Annotated in this window: 17 protein-coding genes; 6 read left to right on the forward strand and 11 right to left on the reverse strand. The window is 43.6% G+C overall.

The window, feature by feature from the left end; all coding sequences use genetic code 11:
* Position 1: 1 nt before the first annotated feature.
* The gene (lrp, locus tag PATL_RS12585) at positions 2 to 487 is read right to left on the reverse strand and encodes a leucine-responsive transcriptional regulator Lrp (RefSeq protein ID WP_011575249.1); all 486 of its coding nucleotides are present in this window, start codon (positions 485 to 487) and stop codon (positions 2 to 4) included.
* A gap of 150 nt (positions 488 to 637) precedes the next feature.
* Here lrp and ald point away from each other — a divergent pair, with 150 nt between their 5' ends.
* Positions 638 to 1768 carry an alanine dehydrogenase gene (gene ald / locus PATL_RS12590; protein WP_011575250.1) on the forward strand — a complete coding sequence of 377 codons (1131 nt, stop codon included), beginning with the start codon at positions 638 to 640 and terminating at the stop codon, positions 1766 to 1768.
* Positions 1769 to 1875: 107 nt separating this feature from the next.
* Here ald and pyrF read toward each other — a convergent pair whose 3' ends face one another.
* From pyrF to gyrA, 9 genes are all read right to left on the reverse strand, one after another.
* Positions 1876 to 2571: an orotidine-5'-phosphate decarboxylase gene (gene pyrF, locus PATL_RS12595; RefSeq protein ID WP_011575251.1), complete on the reverse strand. Its 696-nt coding sequence runs from the start codon at positions 2569 to 2571 to the stop codon at positions 1876 to 1878.
* A 6-nt stretch (positions 2572 to 2577) separates the two neighbouring features.
* Positions 2578 to 3747: a lipopolysaccharide assembly protein LapB gene (lapB, locus tag PATL_RS12600; RefSeq protein ID WP_011575252.1), complete on the reverse strand. Its 1170-nt coding sequence runs from the start codon at positions 3745 to 3747 to the stop codon at positions 2578 to 2580.
* A 2-nt stretch (positions 3748 to 3749) separates the two neighbouring features.
* A complete protein-coding gene (locus PATL_RS12605; RefSeq protein WP_041713814.1) occupies positions 3750 to 4019 on the reverse strand; it encodes a LapA family protein in 270 nt (89 codons plus the stop codon).
* A 199-nt stretch (positions 4020 to 4218) separates the two neighbouring features.
* Complete coding sequence (gene ihfB, locus PATL_RS12610; RefSeq protein WP_006991151.1) at positions 4219 to 4509, reverse strand: integration host factor subunit beta; 291 nt, start codon at positions 4507 to 4509, stop codon at positions 4219 to 4221.
* A 70-nt stretch (positions 4510 to 4579) separates the two neighbouring features.
* Entirely contained in the window at positions 4580 to 6319 is a 1740-nt protein-coding gene (rpsA, locus tag PATL_RS12615) for a 30S ribosomal protein S1 (RefSeq protein WP_081429937.1), read from the reverse strand.
* 57 nt (positions 6320 to 6376) lie between these two features.
* Entirely contained in the window at positions 6377 to 7054 is a 678-nt protein-coding gene (gene cmk, locus PATL_RS12620) for a (d)CMP kinase (RefSeq protein WP_011575254.1), read from the reverse strand.
* Positions 7055 to 7179: 125 nt separating this feature from the next.
* The gene (gene aroA, locus PATL_RS12625; RefSeq protein ID WP_011575255.1) at positions 7180 to 8469 is read right to left on the reverse strand and encodes a 3-phosphoshikimate 1-carboxyvinyltransferase; all 1290 of its coding nucleotides are present in this window, start codon (positions 8467 to 8469) and stop codon (positions 7180 to 7182) included.
* A 1-nt stretch (position 8470) separates the two neighbouring features.
* Positions 8471 to 9556 carry a 3-phosphoserine/phosphohydroxythreonine transaminase gene (serC, locus tag PATL_RS12630; RefSeq protein ID WP_011575256.1) on the reverse strand — a complete coding sequence of 362 codons (1086 nt, stop codon included), beginning with the start codon at positions 9554 to 9556 and terminating at the stop codon, positions 8471 to 8473.
* A gap of 99 nt (positions 9557 to 9655) precedes the next feature.
* Positions 9656 to 12349 carry a DNA topoisomerase (ATP-hydrolyzing) subunit A gene (gene gyrA, locus PATL_RS12635; RefSeq protein ID WP_011575257.1) on the reverse strand — a complete coding sequence of 898 codons (2694 nt, stop codon included), beginning with the start codon at positions 12347 to 12349 and terminating at the stop codon, positions 9656 to 9658.
* Between the two features lie 280 nt (positions 12350 to 12629).
* Here gyrA and ubiG point away from each other — a divergent pair, with 280 nt between their 5' ends.
* The 5 genes from ubiG to yfaE all read left to right on the forward strand — a co-directional run bounded on the left by ubiG (position 12630) and on the right by yfaE (position 18173).
* Positions 12630 to 13349 carry a bifunctional 2-polyprenyl-6-hydroxyphenol methylase/3-demethylubiquinol 3-O-methyltransferase UbiG gene (gene ubiG / locus PATL_RS12640; protein ID WP_041713817.1) on the forward strand — a complete coding sequence of 240 codons (720 nt, stop codon included), beginning with the start codon at positions 12630 to 12632 and terminating at the stop codon, positions 13347 to 13349.
* Between the two features lies 1 nt (position 13350).
* Positions 13351 to 14007, forward strand: coding sequence for an HAD family hydrolase (locus tag PATL_RS12645; protein WP_011575259.1), 657 nt, complete (start codon positions 13351 to 13353; stop codon positions 14005 to 14007).
* A gap of 382 nt (positions 14008 to 14389) precedes the next feature.
* Positions 14390 to 16705: a class 1a ribonucleoside-diphosphate reductase subunit alpha gene (nrdA, locus tag PATL_RS12650; RefSeq protein ID WP_011575260.1), complete on the forward strand. Its 2316-nt coding sequence runs from the start codon at positions 14390 to 14392 to the stop codon at positions 16703 to 16705.
* A 65-nt stretch (positions 16706 to 16770) separates the two neighbouring features.
* Positions 16771 to 17901 carry a class Ia ribonucleoside-diphosphate reductase subunit beta gene (gene nrdB, locus PATL_RS12655; protein WP_011575261.1) on the forward strand — a complete coding sequence of 377 codons (1131 nt, stop codon included), beginning with the start codon at positions 16771 to 16773 and terminating at the stop codon, positions 17899 to 17901.
* Complete coding sequence (gene yfaE / locus PATL_RS12660) at positions 17901 to 18173, forward strand: class I ribonucleotide reductase maintenance protein YfaE (RefSeq protein ID WP_011575262.1); 273 nt, start codon at positions 17901 to 17903, stop codon at positions 18171 to 18173. Before nrdB ends, yfaE begins: the two co-directional genes overlap by 1 nt.
* A gap of 131 nt (positions 18174 to 18304) precedes the next feature.
* Here yfaE and PATL_RS12665 read toward each other — a convergent pair whose 3' ends face one another.
* The gene (locus PATL_RS12665; protein WP_011575263.1) at positions 18305 to 19408 is read right to left on the reverse strand and encodes a phosphoribosylaminoimidazolesuccinocarboxamide synthase; all 1104 of its coding nucleotides are present in this window, start codon (positions 19406 to 19408) and stop codon (positions 18305 to 18307) included.
* Positions 19409 to 19431: the final 23 nt, after the last annotated feature.

The raw sequence follows: 19431 nt of genomic DNA on the forward strand, positions 1-19431 counted from the left end.
TTCAGCGTTGATTAATTTTCACCATGGTGGTGTCTTTGACTTCTTCCATTACAACGTAAGTTCGAGATTCATTCACTCCTGGTAATCTAAGTAGGGTGTCACCAAGCAACTTACGATAGGTCGACATGTCCGCCACTCGCGCTTTAAGTAAAAAATCAAAATCACCAGAGACTAAATGACACTCTTGGATGTCTTCATGCTGTTTTACCGCAGTAGAAAATAGCTCAAAGATATCAGGCGACGTTTTGGTCAACGTAATTTCCACGAAGACTAACATCGCCGCACCGAGTTTTTGTGGGTCGACTCGCGCATGATAGCCTAGAATATAGCCTTGACTCTCAAGACGTTTAACTCTTTCTAAACAAGGACTTGCACTTAGACCGACCTTATTGGCTAAATCGATATTTGATAAACGGCCGTTCTTTTGCAGCTCACTTAAAATATTGCGATCGATTCTATCGAGGTGTTTCGGTGTTTTTATCAACATAGATAATACTGCATTTAATGGCTTTCTCCCTATTTTATACTTAAAGCATTAAATCTTCAGAATAATTTTCTTCGAACCTTCACTTATACTTCGCTCATTATGCAATACCGCATTCAATCGCCCTCGGGTTCAACCTTCAAAGGAAAATTTATGCTAATTGGTGTACCAAAAGAAATTAAAAACCACGAATATCGCGTAGGTCTTACGCCTGCTGCAGTTAAAGAGTTTGTTGTTCATGGACATCAAGTACTAATTGAAGATAATGCGGGTACCGCTATTGGCTTTACCAATGAAGAGTTTATTGCTGCCGGTGCTGAAATAGTGCCTGATGCAGCAACCGTTTTTGCCAAAGCTGAGATGATTGTAAAGGTTAAAGAGCCGCAAGAAAATGAATGCAAAATGCTGCGCAAAGGCCAAACCTTGTATACCTATTTGCACCTTGCCCCCGATCCTAAACAGACCGAGCTACTAATTGAATCTGGCGCAACCTGCATTGCCTATGAAACAGTAACTGATAACCGCAACGCCCTGCCCCTTCTTGCACCAATGAGTGAAGTTGCTGGTCGTATGGCGGTACAAGCTGGCGCGCACTATCTTGAAAAAGCACAAGGTGGTAGTGGTACATTGTTGGGTGGTGTGCCAGGGGTAGCTCCGGGTAAAGTGCTAATTATCGGTGGCGGTGTTGTAGGCACCAATTCAGCTAAGATGGCGTTGGGCCTTGGTGCTGATGTTACCATTTTGGATCGCTCTTTACCGCGCTTACGTGAGTTAGATGATATTTTTGATGGCCGTGTTAAAACCGTTTTTTCAACAGTTGATGCTATTGAGCATTATTCGTCAAAAGCTGACTTAGTGGTGGGTGCAGTACTCATTCCTGGCGCTGCAGCACCTAAACTATTGACCGCAGAACATGTTAAAAACATGAAAGAGGGCTCAGTAGTGGTTGATGTCGCTATTGATCAAGGTGGTTGTTTTGAAACCTCAAAAGCGACGACACATCAAGATCCGGTTTATATCGTAGATGGTGTTGTTCATTATTGCGTAGCAAACATGCCGGGCGGTGTTGCGCGTACATCCACTATGGCACTGAACAACGCAACGCTACCTTTCGGTTTAGCTTTGGCTAACAAAGGGCCTAAGCAGGCTATGTTAGATGATGCGCATTTGCTTAACGGCTTGAATGTGCATGAAGGTAAAGTTACTTACAAAGCGGTAGTTGATGCACTCGGAAAATCTTTAGGGTTGACCTACACCGATCCTAAAACGGCACTGAGTGCCTAAACATCAATGGATGTAGATTAAATAAAAAAGGCACTCTCGAGTGCCTTTTTTGTGCGTTTAAATGCGTCTAGAAATTTAACGTAAATGTCTAAATTTTAAATATTAGCTCAAGCAATAGATACATTAATAGCGTCAAGCGCAGCGACTGGATCCTTCGCTTGCGTAATAGGCCGGCCAATAACCATGTAATCCACCCCAACTTGCATAGCCTCTTGAGGTGTCATAATACGTTTCTGATCACCAACGTCACTTCCCTGGGGGCGAATACCGGGAGTCACCAACATAAATTCCTTACCCAAAGTCTCTTTTAACATTGCAGCTTCTTGTGCCGAGCATACCACTCCGTCAAGTCCTGCTTGTTTGGTTAGGGATGCAAGCGTTAACACGTGCTCCATGGGCGATGATTGAATACCAATTTGTGACAGCTGACGCTTATCCATGCTGGTAAGCACTGTTACTGCGATAAGATGAGGCTTGTCTTGACCGAACTGAGCTAAGCCTTCACGAGCACGTATCATCATATCTTCGCCACCAGAAGCATGTACGTTCACCATCCATACGCCTAAATCTGCGGCGGCTATGCACGCTTTGGCAACGGTATTTGGAATATCGTGGAATTTGAGATCGAGGAATACATCGAACTCCTTCGCCACCAAAGTGCGAACAAACTCAGGACCGAAATACGTGAACATTTCTTTACCGACTTTTAGACGGCACTGAGATGGGTCAATCCTATCTACAAAATCAAGTGCGTCTTTCTTTACATCAAAATCAAGTGCGATAACCACTTTTGGATCTTGCATTAACGTTTATTCTCCGTCTAAGCCTTTAATCGGTTTAACCTGGCCCCATTTTTTACAGGATGGGCACAACCAATGTATTTGCCCGCCCGAAAAGCCACAGCTATGACAGCGATATTTAGGTCGCTGCTTAATCTGCTCTTCAACAAGCTCTTTTAATAGCACAAGGCTATTCATGGACTCATCAGGGGCTTGTTGTTCAATATACAACCCCATAAGCGTTTTAAAGCCTTTCATGGTGGGATGTTTACGCAGTTGATCAAGCAAAACATCAGCCGCTTCTTTTGTTAAACCCTGCCGTGCCATTAATTTCACTTTGGCTAGATAGGAGGTGGCACATTGCTGCCAATATTCGTTAAGGATCTTTTCTAGCTGCTCAAGATCGCCCAGTGCTTCAGCGCTTTGTTCTATCAACGGCACCGCTTCACTCAACCAAGATACATCACGCAAAGGCACCTGTTGTAAGTACTCGATGGCGGTCTGATATTGCTCTTGGCTAATCGCTATTTGCCCTAGCATTAGCCATGGGCGAACGGTATTTTGGTCAGCCATAATGGCTTTTTGCAAGGTTTTCTCGGCTAGATTAAGTTCATTTTTACGTACATAAATAGCCGCTTGCTCGCAATAAAAATGCGAGATGCGAATGCATAGCTCGTCACTATCGCCATGATTTTCCATCATATTCTCAGCCAGCTCAATCCCTCTGCCCCATTCTTTGGTGGCTTGATAGATATCGAAAAGCTGCTGTTGTGCATCTAGAAAATGTTTGTCTGAATTTAATAGCTGCAGAAAAGCGTTCTCAGCACGCTCCAAAAAGCCTGCAAGCACATAGTCCTTGCCTAATTCTTTGAGGGCAGATTCGCGCTGTGCTGGAGAAATTTGTTCTTTACTGACAAGATTTTGATGAACGCGTATTGCTCTGTCTAACTCGCCTCGGTGTCTGAAAAATTTGCCCATGGCAATATGGGTTTCAACCGTATCACTGTCGAGGTTGATCATTTTTATGAGAGTATCGACGGCCTTATCAGGCTCATCAGATAAGAGGAAATTTAAGCCTTTATAGTAATGCTTAGATAAAATACTAGATTGCTTACGCTGTGCTTGACGTACACTATTGCGCCCCATCACCCAGCCATATCCGGCGGCTACAGGTAATAGCAGAAAAAGCAGTTCAAGCATAATTAAAGGGAGTCTACACGATTAGATTTTTTAAGTTGGCGTTCTAAACTTGCTACTCGCCACTTTAATCGTAAAGCATAAAGTGAGAATAGAATTACGCTGAGTAGCACACCACATAAGAACACAATCAGCATAAGTAATGACACACGGATGTCGCTCTGCGCTACAAGATAATTTACTGTGACACTATGGGTATTTTGAGAACCAATAAAGCCGCCTATTAACAGCAAGACTAATACAGCAATAAGAGATAGTAATCCCTTCAACTTCATACTTATTTGCCTCCTAGTGGGCATTTGGATCTGAACTCTTTTTTATAAACATACTTTACTCATTCCTGAATTAAGTATTCGAAACAGCTACCACTACGGCCAATAACGAAATGCGTTTATAAACGTCACTTATAATTTACTACACTCTAACAAAAACGGCACCCCAATTGGAGTGCCGTTTTAATGATTTAGAGATAAATCAAGCAATTAAATCTTCGTTGACCCTTTCTCGTAACTCTTTACCAGGTTTGAAGTGGGGAACGTGTTTACCGTCTAACTCCACTGTCTCACCTGTTTTAGGGTTACGACCTACGCGAGGCGCGCGGTAATGCAAAGAGAAACTTCCAAATCCGCGGATTTCGATGCGTTCACCTTTTTGTAAGGTTTGCGCCATTTGCTCTAGCATTTCCTTGATAGCCAACTCAACGTCTCTTGAAGGTACGTGACGGGCTTTATCCGCTAGTCTTTCGATAAGTTCTGACTTTGTCATTAAAACTCTCCTTCAATATATAAGTACGTTGTGAAAATTTATCGATGCGTATAATACGCACCTTGATTGATTAATCTTCGCTCTTCGCCGCTTTAAAGGCTTCAGCAAATGCGTTAGCAAAACCAACTTCTTCTTGTTGGTTAACTTTGTCAAGTGCTTCTTTCTCGTCTGCTTGGTCTTTTGCTTTAACAGACAAGTTAACGATGCGGTTCTTACGGTCAACGCCCATGAACTTAGCTTCGATTTCGTCGCCTACAGATGCTACTTCAGATGCATCTTCAACACGTTCGCGAGCTAAATCAGTTGCGCGGATGTAACCTTCAACTTCTTCTGCAAGTTTAACAGTTACGCCTTTGGCGTCAACTTCAGTCACAGTACCAACAACGATAGTACCTTTCTTAGTATCCGTCAGGTATTGGTTAAACGGATCTTCTTCAATCTGTTTAACACCTAGAGAGATACGCTCACGCTCTGGGTCAACTTGTAGAACAACAGCAGAGATTTCGTCGCCTTTCTTGTATTCACGAACAGCGTCTTCGCCAGTCTTGTTCCAAGAAATGTCAGACAAATGTACTAAGCCGTCAATGCCGCCGTCGAGACCGATAAAGATACCGAAGTCGGTGATAGACTTGATCTTACCACTAACTTTATCGCCTTTGCTCTGTGCCTTAGCAAACTCTTCCCATGGGTTAGGTTTACATTGCTTAAGGCCAAGAGAAATACGACGACGCTCTTCGTCAATTTCAAGAACCATAACTTCAACAGTGTCACCCAAGTTAACCACTTTAGATGGGTGAATGTTTTTGTTAGTCCAATCCATTTCAGATACGTGAACTAGACCTTCAACGCCGTCTTCGATTTCAACGAAACAACCGTAGTCAGTTAGGTTAGTGACTGCACCGCTCAATTTAGAACCTTCAGGGTAACGCTCTGCAATTTCTTGCCAAGGATCGTTGCCCATTTGTTTCATACCTAATGAAACACGAGATTTTTCTTTGTCGAACTTAAGTACTTTAACGTTGATTTCATCACCAACATTAACGATCTCACTTGGGTGCTTAACGCGTTTCCAAGCCATATCAGTAATGTGTAGAAGACCATCAACACCACCAAGATCAACGAACGCGCCGTAATCAGTAAGGTTCTTAACGATACCTTTAACTTCATGGCCTTCTTCAAGGTTAGCAAGAAGTTGATCACGTTCTGCGCTGCTTTCTGCTTCGATAACCGCACGACGTGAAACAACCACGTTGTTACGCTTAGCATCAAGCTTGATAACTTTGAATTCCAGTTCTTTACCTTCAAGATGAGTCGTGTCGCGTACTGGGCGTACGTCAACCAATGAACCAGGTAAGAATGCACGAACTGTATTCACTTCAACCGTAAAGCCACCTTTGACCTTACCATTGATAACACCTTTAATCGTTTCTTTGTCATCGTAAGCTTTTTCTAGCTCAACCCAGGCTTCGTGACGTTTTGCTTTTTCGCGAGACAAGATTGTTTCACCGAAACCGTCTTCAATTGCGTCTAGAGCAACGTCAACTTGGTCTCCGATTTCAACATCTAGTGTACCGTCAGCATTACGGAATTGTTCAGCTGGGATCGCGCTTTCAGATTTCAAACCTGCGTCTACAAGTACGATGTCTTTGTCGATAGATACGATAGTACCTTTAACAATTGCACCTGGACGGGTTTCGATTTCTTTTAAGCTTTCTTCAAATAGTTGAGCAAAATTTTCAGTCATAGTTAAGTTATTTGTTTCATTTTGACATCCACACTGCAATCCGGCTAACGTGGGGTTGTTATTCATTGCCAACTTCATCCTGATGTTGGGCAGTTTACAAGTGATATAATGCTAGCTCTTAAATCAGATTTCGATTTTAGAACTAGCAAATTCAGTAATCTTATCAATTACTTGCGTTATTGTTAATTCAGTAGAATCAACAATAAGCGCGTCTTTTGCTGGTACTAAAGGCGCTACGCTGCGATTTGAGTCGCGCTCGTCACGAGCCTCTATGTCAGCCAAAAGGCGCAATATGCTAACATTATGACCAGCTTCTTTCAACTGATTAAATCTACGGCTAGCACGCTCTTGGGCGCTCGCCGTAAGAAATATCTTTACATCTGCCTCAGGGAATACAATGGTACCCATGTCACGTCCATCGGCGACAAGACCTGGCGCTTCTTTAAATGCTCGCTGGCGACGCAGTAACGCCTCACGAATACTTGGTAGTGACGCCACTTTGGAGGCCACTGCCCCGACCTCTTCTGTACGAATGTCATCACTGACATCTTCGCCTTCTAAAATCACCTTACAGCCATGCTCTGCTGGCTCAAAGTTAACATCCAAGCCCGAAGCCAATGGCAATAGGCCTGCTTCGTCATTAGGATCAATTTGATGATGGATAGAGGCGATAGCCAAAACACGATAGATCGCGCCGCTGTCGAGGAAGTGCCAACCTAAACGATTGGCTAATAAGGTACTCACGGTGCCCTTACCAGCTCCACTTGGGCCGTCTACTGTGATGACGGGAAATAATTGCATGCTCTCTCCTGAGCTAATGAAAATCGCGCGCAATTATACCCGTTGAATTTATATAAGCAATGTAAGCAAGTTTACAATCTTGTGACCGCTGTAAACACGAGCTCATGTTCACAGCGGTCACTAATTTAGGCGCTTATTTGCTTTAGGCGAGTGAAGTAATCAGGGAAAGTTTTAGCCGTACAGTCAGGATCGTTAATCGTCACAGGTGTATCGCTCAATGCCACAAGTGAAAAACACATAGCTACGCGGTGATCATCGTAAGTATCGATATCAGTTTGAATCAACGTGTTCGGAGGCGTAATAGTGATGTAATCTTGACCTTCGATAACCTCTGCACCCACTTTACGTAATTCACAGGCCATAGCGGCTAATCTGTCTGTTTCTTTGACGCGCCAATTATAAATATTACGAATTGACGTGGTGCCTTCGGCAAATAATGCGGTCGTTGCGATGGTCATTGCTGCATCAGGGATGTGGTTCATGTCCATATCGACCGCAGTCAAAGGTGCACCTGTGACTTCAATATAGTCATCGCCCCATGTGATTTTCGCGCCCATTTTTTCGAGCACATCGGCGAAACGAATATCCCCTTGAATACTCTTCTTTCCTACGCCGGTAACACGCACCGTGCCGCCTTTAATGGCACCCGCGGCTAAAAAGTAAGATGCAGATGAGGCATCACCTTCAACCAAAAAATCGCCAGCAGCTTGGTACTGTTGGTTACCTTTGACAGTGAAGCTTTGGTAGTTGTTGTTTTCAACGGTTATACCAAATTGCGCCATGGTATTAAGCGTAATGTCTATATAAGGTTTCGATACCAACTCTCCGACAATATTGATAACGCTGTCATGTTCAAATAATGGCGCGGCCATGAGTAACGCGGTTAAAAACTGACTAGAAACCGCGCCTTCCACACTAATATTGCCGCCTTTTAACGCCATACCCTTCATTTTTAATGGTGGATAGCCTTCATTTTTCAAATAGGTAATCTGAGCACCGGCTTGGCGTAGTGAATCAACTAAGGCGCCAATTGGGCGCTCTTCCATCCGGGGTTCCCCCGTTAATTCAAACTCACCTATGGAGGTGGCTAATACAGCACATAAAGGACGCATAGCGGTGCCTGCATTGCCTAAAAATAATGTCTCTAGATTATCCACACTAAAACCACGACCTAAGCCTTGCACCCAACACTCGGTCTTATCGTCTGATAAGCGGTAGTTTACACCCAGTTGAGTCAATGCTTTTAGCATGTGGCGAATGTCCTCACTGTCGAGTAAATTAGTGAGATGCGTTTCACCATTTGCTACAGCGGCAAGCAATAAAGCACGATTAGACAAACTTTTAGAGCCAGGCACGTTAACTGTGCCTGAAATCGCCGAAATGGGATTGAGTAACAATGGAGCTGAACGACTCATATTAACCATTCCTCTTAGCAAATTCTTGCATGAAGTTAACCAAGGCTTGCACACCTTCGATTGGCATGGCGTTGTAGATACTAGCGCGCATACCACCAACAATACGATGACCTTTTAAAGCTTTTAGCCCAGCATTTTCAGCTTCAGCTAAAAACTGCTTATCTAGTTCTGCATTTTTCAAATGAAACGTGACATTCATGCGAGAGCGATATTCAGGGGCAACATTGTTGCTATAAAAACCTAGGTCATCAATACATGAGTAAAGTAGATCTGATTTAGCTTTGTTGCGTTCAGCCATCGCTGCTACGCCGCCCTGCTCTTTTAACCACTTGAAAACCAAGCCTGCTAAATACCAAGCAAACGTTGGTGGCGTGTTATACATAGAATCATGTTTAGCGATAACCGTGTAATCGAAGATCGCAGGGGTAATCGAGCGTGCCTTGTCCAACAAGTCGTCGCGAACTATTACAACGGATAAACCTGAAGGCCCAATATTTTTTTGGGCTCCGGCGTAGATCACGCCAAATTTACTCACGTCGATAGGCTGCGACAAAATATTCGATGACATATCTGCCACAAGGGGTATGTCTCCTGTTTCTGGGATCCAGTTGATTTCAACGCCATCTACCGTCTCATTGGGGCAATAGTGAATATAAGCGGCATCAGGATTTTGATTCCAAGTGTCTTGGGTAGGCATCACCACTAGGCCGTCTTCATTAGTCGTAGTAGCGGCGATATTCACGTTAATGTATTTTTGCGCTTCATCAACGGCGCTTTTTGACCAGGAGCCACTCACTATATAGTCAGCGCTGTCACCTTCTTGTGACAAGTTAAGAGGCACTGCAGAGAACTGACCACGGCCACCACCGTGAGTAAACAACACTTTGTAGTTATCAGGGATACTCAATAAGTCTCGCAAGTCTTGCTCGGCGGTTTCAGCAAGGGCAATAAACTCTTTACTACGATGACTCATTTCCATCACCGAACAACCTTGGTTCTGCCAGTTGATGAATTCATTTTGGGCTTGCTGCATCACAGCTTCGGGTAACATGGCCGGACCGGCACAAAAATTATAAACCTTGGTCATTCTTTAATTTCCGATACAAAAAGAGCGGCTAAGCCGCTCGTTTTAAAAAACTATAGGATAATAAAGTAAGCGTGCAGCCTACCTTACCATCTACGGGCTTTACTCTTCGTTTTGAGGATCTTCATCCGTGGTGTTATCCACGTCTGATGCTGCGGCTTCGACTGTCTCGTCACCTTCAGCTAACGCCTCTAGTTCTTCTTCTAACTCTTCAACTTCATCGATGCGCTGCAGACCTACAACATGTTCGTCCTCTCCGGTCCGTATTAAGCGTACGCCCTGAGTGTTACGACCCACGGTAGAGACTTCACCGACGCGAGTACGTACTAAAGTACCTTGGTCACTGATCAGCATGATTTCATCGCTGTCATTGACCTGTACAGCACCGACGACCTTACCGTTACGCTCTGAAACCTTAATGGATACCACACCTTGCGTGGCACGGCTTTTCGCTGGGTAATCTTCGACAGGGGTACGTTTACCGAAACCATTTTCGGTGGCGGTTAAAATCGCGCCATCACCTTGAGGTACAATCAACGACACCACTTTTTGGCCATCTTGTAAGCGTATGCCACGAACACCTGTTGCTGTGCGCCCCATTGGACGTAGTGCTAGGATTTCTTCGCCAGTTTCAGGATCAATTTTAACTGCCCCTGTTTCTGAATCACGCGCTTTCTCATTAAAGCGAACGACTTTACCCGCATCCGAGAACAACATGATATCACTGCTACCGTCGGTAATATCAACACCGATTAACTCATCACCGTCGTTCAAGTTGACCGCGATAATACCGTTTGCACGTGGGCGTGAGTACTGGACCAAGGCCGTTTTCTTCACCGTACCATTAGCCGTAGCCATTAAGACGTATTTACCTTCTTCAAATTCTTGAATAGGCAAAATCGCAGTGATACGTTCATTTGCTTCCAACGGTAAAATATTCACAATTGGACGACCGCGTGCATTACGACTCGCTAATGGCAATTGGTATACTTTTAGCCAATACAATCGGCCGCGAGTAGAGAAGCACAAAATGTGGTCATGGGTATTGGCCACCAGTAACTTCTCGATGAAATCTTCTTCTTTCATCTTGGTCGCTGATTTACCTTTACCACCACGGCGCTGCGACTCGTAATCGTTTAGCTTTTGATACTTTACGTAACCTTCACGAGATAGCGTCACCACAACCTCTTCACGTTCAATCAAGTCTTCAATATCGATATCGTGAGATGCGGCAGTGATTTCAGTGCGGCGCTCATCACCGAATTCATCACGAATTTTTTCAAGCTCTTCACGTATGACTTCCATCAAGCGCTCAGGGCTACCTAATATATGCAGTAATTCTGCAATCAAGTCTAATAACTCTTTGTACTCAGAAAGAATTTTTTCGTGCTCAAGACCCGTTAATTTATTCAAACGTAAGTCAAGGATTGCTTGTGCTTGCTGCTCTGTTAAATAGTACAAGCCATCACGAATACCAAACTCGGGCTCTAACCAATCAGGACGAGCGGCGTCATTACCGGCACGCTCTAACATGTCAGACACATCGCCTAACGCCCAACCTTGAGCCGTCAATGATATTTTGGCATCAGACGGGCTTTTAGACGCTTTAATCAGTGCGATTATCGGGTCTATATTAGCCAAAGCAATCGCTAAACCTTCAAGAATATGAGCACGCTCACGGGCTTTCTTCAGTTCGAAAACCGTACGGCGTGTGACCACTTCGCGGCGGTGTAAAACGAAGGCTTGCAGTATCTCAAGTAAATTGAACACTTTAGGCTGAGTTTTATCCAGTGCCACCATGTTGATCCCAAACACGGTTTGCATCTGTGTTTGTGAATATAAGTGGTTCAGTAAGACTTCACCTGACTCGTTACGTTTCACTTCAACTACAATACGCATGCCGTCTTTATCAGACTCATCACGTAGGGCTGAAATGCCTTCAATTTTCTTTTCTTTTACCAGCTCGGCTATCTTTTCAATTAGGCGCGCTTTGTTGACCTGATAAGGAATTTCGTGAACGACTATGGTTTCTTTACCATTGTCTTCGCGCTCAATCTCTGCGCGGGCGCGCATATATATTTTTCCACGCCCCGTACGGTACGCTTCTTCAATACCCTTACGACCACTTATAAAGGCAGCGGTCGGGAAATCTGGGCCTGGGATATATTCCATCAATTCTTCAATGGAAAGCTCAGGCTTATCAATTAACGCGATACACCCGTTCACAACTTCGGTTAAGTTGTGAGGAGGAATGTTAGTCGCCATACCAACAGCAATACCTGAAGAACCATTGATTAATAGGTTGGGTACTTTAGTGGGCAGTACGTCAGGGATGAATTCGGTACCGTCGTAATTCGGAACGAAGTCGACGGTTTCTTTTTCTAAATCCGCTAATAATTCATGGGAAATTTTCGCCATACGAATTTCGGTGTAACGCATTGCAGCGGCTGAATCACCATCAACAGAACCGAAGTTACCTTGACCATCTACCAGCATGTAACGTAAAGAAAACGGCTGAGCCATACGTACGATGGTATCGTAAACAGCCGAGTCTCCATGTGGGTGGTACTTACCGATAACATCACCGACAACACGTGCCGATTTTTTATAGGGTTTGTTAAAATCGTTTTTCAGCTCGTTCATAGCGAACAAAACCCGGCGATGCACGGGCTTCAAGCCATCTCTTACATCAGGCAGCGCCCTGCCTACAATTACGCTCATGGCGTAATCAAGATAAGAATTTTTAAGTTCTTCTTCAATATTAATAGGAAGAATTTCTTGGGCGTGATCAGTCATATACAGCCTTGTCCCTAGTCATTATTATTAGAAATAGAATTAGACATAAAATTTACAATCCGCGTCAGTGCATTTGAGCTAGGCCTCAAAATAACAGTCAACGATTAACTCTGGAATTTCGTATTATCGAGCCTTGGGATTCTAACACTGACCGTAAAAAATAAATAGATAGGATCCGCTCATATAGTAGCCAAAGACGCTAAAAAACCGCATATATTGCGCTAGCCAGCTTTAATACATGCTGGCTATAATAGCGAAATTCAAATTTTTGGACCGCAATATGAACTCAGCTCAAAATGTTGACCATCAAGAAATACAGAAATTTGCCGATTTGGCATCTCGTTGGTGGGACCTAAACGGGGAGTTTAAACCCTTACATACCATCAACCCACTTAGAACCGATTATATCGTGCAGCGCACTCAAGGGCTTGAAGGCAAGAAAGTGATTGATGTGGGTTGCGGTGGCGGTATTTTAGCGGAAAGTATGGCGCGCGCGGGTGCTGAGGTATCCGGCATTGATATGGGCGAAGCCCCGCTTGAAGTAGCAAGATTACATAGCCTTGAATCACAATTAAGCATTGACTATCAGCTGTCAACAGCGGAAGAGTTCGCTGATGCCCATCCTGGGCAATTCGATGTGGTGACTTGTATGGAAATGCTCGAACATGTGCCTGACCCGTCATCTGTAGTTGAGGCTTGTAGCAGACTGGTTAAACCTGGCGGCACGGTATTTTTCTCGACCTTAAACCGTAATATCAAATCATATTTGATGGCGATAGTTGGCGCAGAGCACATTCTTAAATTAGTGCCCAAAGAAACCCACAATCATGACAAGTTTATTAAACCCTCGGAATTATTAAACTGGGTAGACAATACACCTTTGATGGCGAAACATATGACAGGCCTGCATGTAAACCCCATTACTCAACAGTTTTATTTATCTGACAAAAACGTTGACGTGAATTACATCGTACATTGTCAGCATGGCGGTGATGCATAACATGCTAAATAAGCCCAAAGGTGTATTGTTCGATTTAGACGGTACGTTATTAGACACTGCACGAGATTTAGGCAATGCCCTAAACTGGGTTTTACACCAACATAAAATGCCCTCATGCGCGTTCAGCGTATATCGTAATATTGCTTCTGATGGCTCTCAAGGATTACTCGAAATAGGCTTTGGCGATAGGCTCGCGGATTTTGACGTCGAAGCACTTAGGGCCCTTTTTCTTGAAAGATATGAACAAGAGATATGTGTAGATACCGTGTCGTTTGATGGCATTAGAGAGCTACTTGCACGTTTAGATAAGGATAATATCCCTTGGGGCATAGTGACCAATAAACCACAATGGCTCACCGAGCTTTTGTTACCTCATTTTGACGAGTTTGCCCAGTGCCAAGTGGTCATCAGTGGCGACACGTTAGAAAAACGCAAACCCCACCCTTTGCCCCTGATACATGCTGCAAACGCGATGAACATTAATCCTACAGAGTGTTGGTATATCGGCGATGCTAAACGTGACATAGATGCCGCAAAAGCTGCGAACATGTTTAGTGTGGTGGCAAACTATGGATACATAGGCCCAGAGCATAGATCAGACAGCTGGAATGCGGATCTGTACATTGATCAACCACAGGCAATCCTCGCCCACCTATAACACCAAACACGATATGTAGTGGTTTTGTAAACACCTAGACACTATATATCGTGAAATTATAACAACTGATTTTTTCGATTAAAAAAGTTTATAAAAAAATAATTCCTAAAAATGATCTTGCATTCCCTATACATGCAAAGAGAATGGCCTTGTTAGGTGAGTCGTTACTAACATAAATTTTCTGTTGATTTGAACGTCTACAAAAGCACCAGATGTGGGGTTGCAAAGGCACTAAAACCTCATTATCTTGTGTTTTATCGACAGGATGGTCGTTGTAAAAAAGATCCGCAACTTTCCCTCTTCGTCAAGCATAATTTCCACAGAAATGGTGAAATTCACCGTTTCTATATTTTGTAAAAACTATAATCAAAACGGCGTATACATGAATAACAAACTCTTCGTTACTAAGCGAACTGGCGAGCGCGAAAGCATTGACCTCGAAAAAATCCACAAAGTTATTACTTGGGCAGCTAAAGGCCTTAATAATGTGTCTGTATCTCAGGTGGAAATTAAAGCGCATATTCAGTTCTACGACGGTATCAAGACAGAAGATATTCATGAGACGCTGATCCGCTCAGCGGCCGATCTTATTTCAACAGACGCACCAGATTATCAATACTTAGCAGCACGTTTGGCTATCTTCCATTTACGTAAGAAAGCCTATGGGCAGTTTGAGCCCCCAGCGCTTTTCGCCCATGTTACCAACATGGTCGAGATGCAAAAATATGATCAACATTTGTTGAGTGATTACAGCGAAGCTGAATTTCAAGAAATGGATGATTATATTGACCACTGGCGTGACATGGACTTTAGCTACGCCGCAGTCAAGCAGCTAGAAGGTAAATACCTTGTTCAAAACCGGGTAACAGGCGAAATTTACGAGAGTGCCCAATTTCTATATATCTTGGTAGCAGCATGTTTGTTTGCTGATTACCCGAAAGATTCGCGCATGGAATACATCAAGCGCTTCTATGATGCGACGTCGAAATTCAAAATCTCACTGCCTACGCCAATTATGGCCGGCGTGCGTACACCTACAAGGCAGTTCAGCTCATGTGTATTGATTGAAGCTGGCGATAGCCTTGATTCAATTAACGCGACAGCCAGTGCCATTGTTAAGTACGTGAGCCAGCGCGCCGGTATCGGTGTCAACGCAGGGCGCATACGTGCTCTTGGTAGCCCTATTCGCGGCGGCGAAGCATTCCATACGGGTTGTATTCCATTCTATAAGTATTTCCAAACTGCCGTTAAAAGTTGTTCACAAGGCGGCGTTCGCGGCGGTGCAGCAACACTTTTCTACCCACTTTGGCATATGGAAGTGGAATCACTTCTAGTATTGAAAAATAACCGTGGTGTAGAAGAAAACCGCGTTCGTCATTTGGATTACGGCGTGCAATTTAATAAGTTGATGTATCAGCGCTTGATTAAAGATCAGCACATTAGCTTGTTTAGCCCATCTGACGTACCTGGTTTGTACGATGCGTTCTTTGCTGACCAACCTAAATTTGAAGAGCTATACGTTAAGTACGAGCAAGATGACAGCATCCGCAAGACCCAAATCAAAGCAGTAGAGTTGTTTAGCTTGTTCATGCAAGAGCGTGCTAGTACCGGCCGTATCTATCTTCAGAACGTGGATCACTGCAACACGCACAGTCCTTTCGACCCGAAAGTTGCACCGATCCGTCAAAGCAACCTGTGTCTTGAAATCGCTCTACCGACTAAACCCCTTGAGCACGTTAATGACGAAAACGGCGAAATTGCCCTTTGTACATTATCAGCGTTTAACCTAGGTGCCATTGAAAGCTTAGAAGACTTCGCAGAAATGGCTGACCTCGCCGTACGTGCGCTTGACAACCTACTCGATTATCAAGATTACCCCGTACCCGCAGCGTACAATGCCACTATGGGGCGTCGTACATTGGGTATAGGTGTAATCAATTTTGCCTACTACCTTGCTAAGAACGGCGTTAAATACTCAGATGGCAGTGCCAACGGCCTCATTCACCGAACATTTGAAGCCATGCAATATCACTTGATGCGTGCCTCTTGTAACCTAGCAAAAGAGAAAGGCGCATGTCCTAAGTTTGATGAGACCACCTACTCTCAAGGGATCATGCCAATTGATACCTACAAGAAAGACTTAGACAAAATTTGTAACGAGCCACTGCATTGTGACTGGGACAGTCTACGTGCTGACATCAAGCAATACGGTCTACGTAACAGTACCTTGTCTGCCTTGATGCCGTCTGAAACATCATCACAGATTTCAAATGCCACCAATGGCATTGAGCCACCACGCGGCCACATCAGTGTTAAATCCAGTAAAGATGGAGTGTTGAAGCAAGTGGTGCCTGAGTACGAATTGTTGAAAGACAAGTACGAATTGTTGTGGGATTTACCGTCTAACGATGGTTACTTACAGTTAACCGGTATTATGCAAAAGTTTGTTGATCAAACAATTTCAGCTAACACCAGTTACGACCCGAACAAATACGACGGTGGCAAAGTCCCCATGAAGTTATTGTTGAAAGACTTGCTTACCGCTTATCAGCTAGGCGTAAAAACCTTGTACTACCACAACACTCGTGATGGCGCAGCAGATACATCACAGCAAGAGCTGAAATCAACCCAGTTCGTTCCACAAGAAGCAGTCGTTGAAGAAGACGACGATTGTGCTGGCGGTGCGTGTAAAATTTAATCTTTCTGAGCCCTTTAGCGTATCCCTAAAGGGCGAATTCAACTCAAAATGGTCTGCTAACATTCATGAAATACACAACGTTTAATCAAATCAATAATGACCCTTTGCAGGAACCTATGTTTTTTGGCAATCCGGTCAACGTTGCCCGTTATGATCAACAAAAACACAGCATTTTCGAAAAACTTATCGAGAAGCAAATCAGTTTTTTCTGGCGCCCCGAAGAAGTAGATGTCAGTAAAGACAGAGTTGACTTTCAAAAGCTGAGTGAATCAGAAAAGCACATTTTTATTTCGAATTTGAAATATCAAACCTTATTAGACTCTATTCAAGGCCGTAGCCCAAATATTGCTTTTTTACCGATTATTTCTATTCCTGAGCTAGAAACATGGACTGAAACATGGTCGTTTTTTGAAACCATTCATTCACGTTCCTACACCCATATTTTGCGTAACTTGTTTGGGGACCCAAGCAGTATTTTCTCTGATATCGTTGAAAATGAGCAAATCAAGAAGCGCGCTGCTGATATTTCTAAATACTATGACGATTTGATTTTTTACACCCAACTTTGGCAAACCCTTGGTGAAGGTACGCACACAATCAATGGTGAAGAACACGTTGTGACTATGCGTACGCTGAAGATAAAACTATTCTTGTGCATGAATTCAGTCAATGCCTTGGAAGCGATTCGTTTTTACGTGTCGTTCGCGTGTACGTTTGCGTTTGCTGAGCGTGAATTAATGGAAGGTAATTCTAAAATTATTCGCCTGATTTCACGTGATGAAAACCTACACTTGACCTCGACGCAGCATATTTTGAACTTGTGGGCCAAAGGCAAAGACGACCCTGAAATGGCTGAAATCGCCCTTGAGTATAAAGAGGAAGCGACAAATATCTTCCTTGACGCAGTTAATCAAGAGAAAGAATGGGCTGAGTACTTATTTCAGAACGGCTCGATGATTGGCCTAAATAAAGATATTTTATGTCAATACGTGGAGTTTATTGCGAACCACAGAATGTCAGCAATTGGCTTAGATCAGCCATTTGACATTAAAAATAACCCCTTGCCTTGGATGAATAATTATTTGAATTCAGACAACGTACAGGTCGCTCCGCAAGAATCTGAGATCAGCTCCTATCTTGTCGGCCAAATCGACTCTGAAGTCGGCAGCAACGACTTCGACGAGTTCGAGCTATAGTGTGCAAAAAAGTCACGGTTGTTGAACACGACGACCCCGACGCCCCCTGTGAGCATACGATTTCGTTTGCTCACGACAATCTCCTCGACTGTTTGCTCATCCATAATATTCCTAAGGAATACCACTGCAAAGAGGGATTTTGCGGTGCATGTAGAACACAGTTAATCGAAGGTGAGGTAGAATACCTACTTGATCCTCTTGCTTTCATCGATGACGGCGAAATACTGCCTTGTTGCTGTAAACCCTTGGGTCACATAAAAATTAAAGCGTAATCCAACCTCAAGTAAACACGCAGCGTCAATCGATTGGAATTAGCTAACAAGAAGCTAGCGGTTTTAAAATCCAAAAAAGCCAGCAAAATAGCTGGCTTATATGAGTCTCACCTTTCAAACGAGATATGAGTTTAGTCAATAAGCTGGTACCTATCCCGTAAAACACTGATCACTTCTTCTTTAGGGTTATCACTGAGCACAATTTTTTGGCCGGTGATTTTCTCCGCTATTTGTGTATAAGTCTTTGATATATCCATTAACACCTGTACTGGTAAGGCATTGTTTCGTGCTAATGCCTCGCGTTCATCCATGCGCTCTTTATTAAGCAATATATCAGGATCAGGGAAGTAATTGAGCAGCAACTGCCTGAATCCTTCTTTTGAGTTCTCGACAATATTGCCTTGATCGTATTGCTTGGCGTCCCATATACGAGATGAATCTGGGGTTCCCACTTCATCCATATAAATTAATTTATCGTTTCCGTCTACGTCTTTTACATAACCAAATTCGAACTTTGTATCTACGAAAATTTGATCGATTTTGTTAAGCGCGTGACTTATGACCCCGAAGCCTTCAGTGAGTAATTTTTCGTACAAAGCAATGTCATCAGCAGAGTTAAAGTTAAACGCAGCATAGTGTTGCGCTATATCACTTCGAGACACATTGACATCGTCTGCTTCTGGCACCCCCTCAATGCCTTTAAGAACACCTTTGGTAGAAGGAGTAATCAATATATTGGCTAACTTGCTGTCTCTTGATAACCCTTCCTCAAGACGGATACCGCAAAACTCGCGTTCGCCTTTTTCGTACGCACGCCACATGGAACCCGTAATATATTGACGGCAAATCGCCTCAATCATGATTGGGCGAGCTTTCTGAACAATCCATACCAGTGGGTGAGGAATGTCTAATATATGACTATCAGCCAGCCCCTGCTCCTTAAATAAGCCAAACCAATGGTTTGAAATAGCATTTAAAGCTGCGCCTTTTCCAGGTACACCTTGCATACCTTCTTCACCACGCCAAATGCAATCAAACGCTGAAATACGATCGCTTATTAACATGATGGCTAATGGCGTATCTTTCGGTACCGGGTAATTATGCTCTTCAATAAGACGTCGGCTATCCTGCTCTGTTAACCAATATACAGAACGAACTTTGCCACTGTGCACAGGTAAATCAGTACGAATAGGAAGGTTGTCATTAACAGCAAGCACTTTATCAGCGAAGCTCATACTAGATTGTCCTCAAAATGGGT

Origin of the sequence: Paraglaciecola sp. T6c (assembly GCF_000014225.1) — a bacterium.
GTDB classification, from domain to species: domain Bacteria; phylum Pseudomonadota; class Gammaproteobacteria; order Enterobacterales; family Alteromonadaceae; genus Paraglaciecola; species Paraglaciecola atlantica_A.

Excerpts from the sequence above, each read along its gene's own strand:
- cmk (WP_011575254.1), bottom strand. The coding sequence starts at position 7,054 with ATGCAATTATTTCCCGTCATCACAGTAGACGGCCCAAGTGGAGCTGGT.
- pyrF (WP_011575251.1), bottom strand. The coding sequence starts at position 2,571 with ATGCAAGATCCAAAAGTGGTTATCGCACTTGATTTTGATGTAAAGAAA.
- ubiG (WP_041713817.1), top strand. The coding sequence starts at position 12,630 with ATGAACTCAGCTCAAAATGTTGACCATCAAGAAATACAGAAATTTGCC.
- ihfB (WP_006991151.1), bottom strand. The coding sequence starts at position 4,509 with ATGACAAAGTCAGAACTTATCGAAAGACTAGCGGATAAAGCCCGTCAC.
- ald (WP_011575250.1), top strand. The coding sequence starts at position 638 with ATGCTAATTGGTGTACCAAAAGAAATTAAAAACCACGAATATCGCGTA.
- gyrA (WP_011575257.1), bottom strand. The coding sequence starts at position 12,349 with ATGACTGATCACGCCCAAGAAATTCTTCCTATTAATATTGAAGAAGAA.
- nrdB (WP_011575261.1), top strand. The coding sequence starts at position 16,771 with ATGAAATACACAACGTTTAATCAAATCAATAATGACCCTTTGCAGGAA.
- nrdA (WP_011575260.1), top strand. The coding sequence starts at position 14,390 with ATGAATAACAAACTCTTCGTTACTAAGCGAACTGGCGAGCGCGAAAGC.
- rpsA (WP_081429937.1), bottom strand. The coding sequence starts at position 6,319 with ATGAATAACAACCCCACGTTAGCCGGATTGCAGTGTGGATGTCAAAAT.
- PATL_RS12605 (WP_041713814.1), bottom strand. The coding sequence starts at position 4,019 with ATGAAGTTGAAGGGATTACTATCTCTTATTGCTGTATTAGTCTTGCTG.
- lapB (WP_011575252.1), bottom strand. The coding sequence starts at position 3,747 with ATGCTTGAACTGCTTTTTCTGCTATTACCTGTAGCCGCCGGATATGGC.
- aroA (WP_011575255.1), bottom strand. The coding sequence starts at position 8,469 with ATGAGTCGTTCAGCTCCATTGTTACTCAATCCCATTTCGGCGATTTCA.
- lrp (WP_011575249.1), bottom strand. The coding sequence starts at position 487 with ATGTTGATAAAAACACCGAAACACCTCGATAGAATCGATCGCAATATT.
- PATL_RS12645 (WP_011575259.1), top strand. The coding sequence starts at position 13,351 with ATGCTAAATAAGCCCAAAGGTGTATTGTTCGATTTAGACGGTACGTTA.
- serC (WP_011575256.1), bottom strand. The coding sequence starts at position 9,556 with ATGACCAAGGTTTATAATTTTTGTGCCGGTCCGGCCATGTTACCCGAA.
- PATL_RS12665 (WP_011575263.1), bottom strand. The coding sequence starts at position 19,408 with ATGAGCTTCGCTGATAAAGTGCTTGCTGTTAATGACAACCTTCCTATT.